Raw genomic sequence first — 2,153 nt, forward strand, 5'->3', positions numbered from 1 at the left:
CGCTGGCCGCACTCAGCGGCCCAGGCTGACCCGCACGCTCCCGGAATGGGAGTTGATCGAAATATCCCCATCGCCCGACCCCAGACGCGCATCCAGGCTGCTGCCCGGGCCATAGCGCGGCTTTTCCACCTGCCCGGCGTCGGACTGGATCCCACCGCTGAAGGTCTTGACGTTCAACTGCGCCGAGACAGTGGCCGGCAGCTTCAGCGCGACCGATCCGCTGACCGTCTGCATCGTCACTTTGCCGCCCGGCGCCATGCCGGTCGCGCTCACATCCAGGCTGCCCGAGACGGTTTCCACCGCCAGCCGCTGGATCCGCCCGGCATTGACGTTGACCCGGCCGGAGACCGATTCGGCCGCCACTTCCCCTGACGCCCCACCGCCGGCCAGCAACTGGCCACTGACCGTGCGCGCATCCAGGCGTGCGGTCTGCAGCTGCGAGCGGATGCCACCACTGACTGTGTTCAACGTGGTCTCGCCACTGCGCCCGGCCGCGGTGATGCTGCCGCTGACACTGTTGGCCTGCAGGCGGCGCACGTCGATATCGGCCACATCGATGTCTGCGCTGACGGTGCCCAGCTGCACTTCCACCGAACGTGGCACGCGCAGCTCCAGGGTCGCCCCGCCATTGCTGCGGCCGCGCGGGTACTCCACTTCCCAGCGCACACGGTTGCTGCTCTTGTCCTGCTTGAGGGTAAGCCCATCGGCCATCGAACCGGTCAATGCCACGTCGTTGCGGTCCCAGCCGCGCACGGTGACCTTGCCAGCAATGTTGCTGATCTCCACGCGGCCGCCGGCGCCCAGTGGGTGGCGCTCATTGACGTTGGTAGCGGCCTGGGCAACCAGCGGCAGGCACAGGGCCAGGGCCGCGATCAGGGACAGAGGAATGCGCATGGGGTTCTCCTTCAAGTGGGCAGGCCGGCGGACAGCACCGCCTGCTGGGTGAGTTCCAGCCGCAGCGCATAGGTACGCTGCAGTTGCCCGAGCAGATAGCGCGAGCGGGGATTTTCAGCGATGGCCGCGCGGATGTTGTCCGCGCTGGCATCGAGTTCATGCAGGGCCGGGCGCCACTCATCGGTGACATCGGCACTGGGCAGCGCCGCAATGGCCTGCTGGTATTCACCGGCCATCGCATCGGCCTGGCGCTGCAGCAGCGACGGCGCTGGCGTATGCGGGACTGGCGTAGGCACCACCATCAGCAGCGCCAGCGCGGCGGCCAGGCCGAGCCCGATGCGCAGCGGCCAGCGCTCCCGCCGGCGGCGTGTCGGCAGCGTTGCCACGGCAACCGCCGGGGCGTGCACCTGGCCCTGGGCCGGCAACTGTGCGGCGATGCCCTGCCACACCCGTGCCGGCGGAACGCGCTCGGCAGGCAAGGCGCGCAGGCGTGCAGTCAGTTCGTCGTGTTCGGAATCATGGGGGTTCATGCGGTTTCTCCTAAGCGTGCACGCAGCAGGCTGCGTGCACGGTGCAACTGTGCTTTGGAACTGCCGACGGCCATCTGCAGCTGGTCGGCGATTTCCTGGTGTTTCCACCCTTCGATGTCATGCAGGACCAGGACCGCGCGGGCCCGTGGCGGCAGTGTTTCCAGCGCGCGCTCCAGGTCCATCGAGGTGCCGGCGCAGCGGTCCTGGGCGGGCAGCATGGCCAGCGACTCCCAGCCCTCCTCACCGGCATCGCGTGCATCGCCGGTGGCGTTGGCGCGCAGTTCCATCAGCGCTGCATTCACGCCCAGGCGGTGCAGCCAGGTGCCCAGGCTGCTTTCGAAACGGAAGCCCGGCAGGGCGCGCCATGCCTGCAGGAAGGCCTCCTGCAGGGCATCCTCGGCGCGGGCCGCGTGCCCGCCGCACAGCCGCCACAGCACGGCGTACACACGCGGCGAATGCCGTCGGTAGATGCGTTCGTACGCGGTCACGTCACCGGCAGCCGCGGCACGCACCAGGGCGTGGTCATCGGCGGCGTCGGCCTGGTTCGTGGCGCTGGAGGCGGGCATGGTCGTGTCGAGCATATCCGTTGGATGCGGGGGGCATGGAAAAGGTTTAAGCCGCCGGTAACATTCTTTTTGTTGTGTCTCCGATCCAGCCTGCCGCGAGCGGAAGGGCCCCGTAGCGGCCGGCAGGCCCCTCGGCAAATGTCCCCCGGCCGCCGCCTGGCGG

At 69.0% G+C, this 2,153-nt stretch carries 3 protein-coding genes; all 3 read right to left on the reverse strand.

Annotated elements, in window-relative coordinates; translation table 11 throughout:
• Positions 1-12: 12 nt before the first annotated feature.
• The 3 genes from ACE026_RS13310 to ACE026_RS13320 are packed head-to-tail and all read right to left on the reverse strand — an operon-like array spanning position 13 to position 2,005.
• Entirely contained in the window at positions 13-894 is an 882-nt protein-coding gene (locus ACE026_RS13310; protein ID WP_319623570.1) for a DUF4097 family beta strand repeat-containing protein, read from the reverse strand.
• 11 nt (positions 895-905) lie between these two features.
• On the reverse strand, positions 906-1,424 hold the full coding sequence (locus tag ACE026_RS13315) for a hypothetical protein (protein ID WP_486039351.1): 519 nt from the start codon (positions 1,422-1,424) through the stop codon (positions 906-908).
• Entirely contained in the window at positions 1,421-2,005 is a 585-nt protein-coding gene (locus ACE026_RS13320) for an RNA polymerase sigma factor (RefSeq protein WP_486039352.1), read from the reverse strand. Before ACE026_RS13320 ends, ACE026_RS13315 begins: the two co-directional genes overlap by 4 nt.
• Positions 2,006-2,153 lie beyond the last annotated feature (148 nt).

The sequence above is a fragment of the Stenotrophomonas sp. AGC87 genome (assembly GCF_057333975.1).

Bases quoted from the DNA above. Each gene is read 5' to 3' on its own strand.
- ACE026_RS13320 (WP_486039352.1), bottom strand. From the start codon at position 2,005: ATGCTCGACACGACCATGCCCGCCTCCAGCGCCACGAACCAGGCCGAC.
- ACE026_RS13310 (WP_319623570.1), bottom strand. From the start codon at position 894: ATGCGCATTCCTCTGTCCCTGATCGCGGCCCTGGCCCTGTGCCTGCCG.
- ACE026_RS13315 (WP_486039351.1), bottom strand. From the start codon at position 1,424: ATGAACCCCCATGATTCCGAACACGACGAACTGACTGCACGCCTGCGC.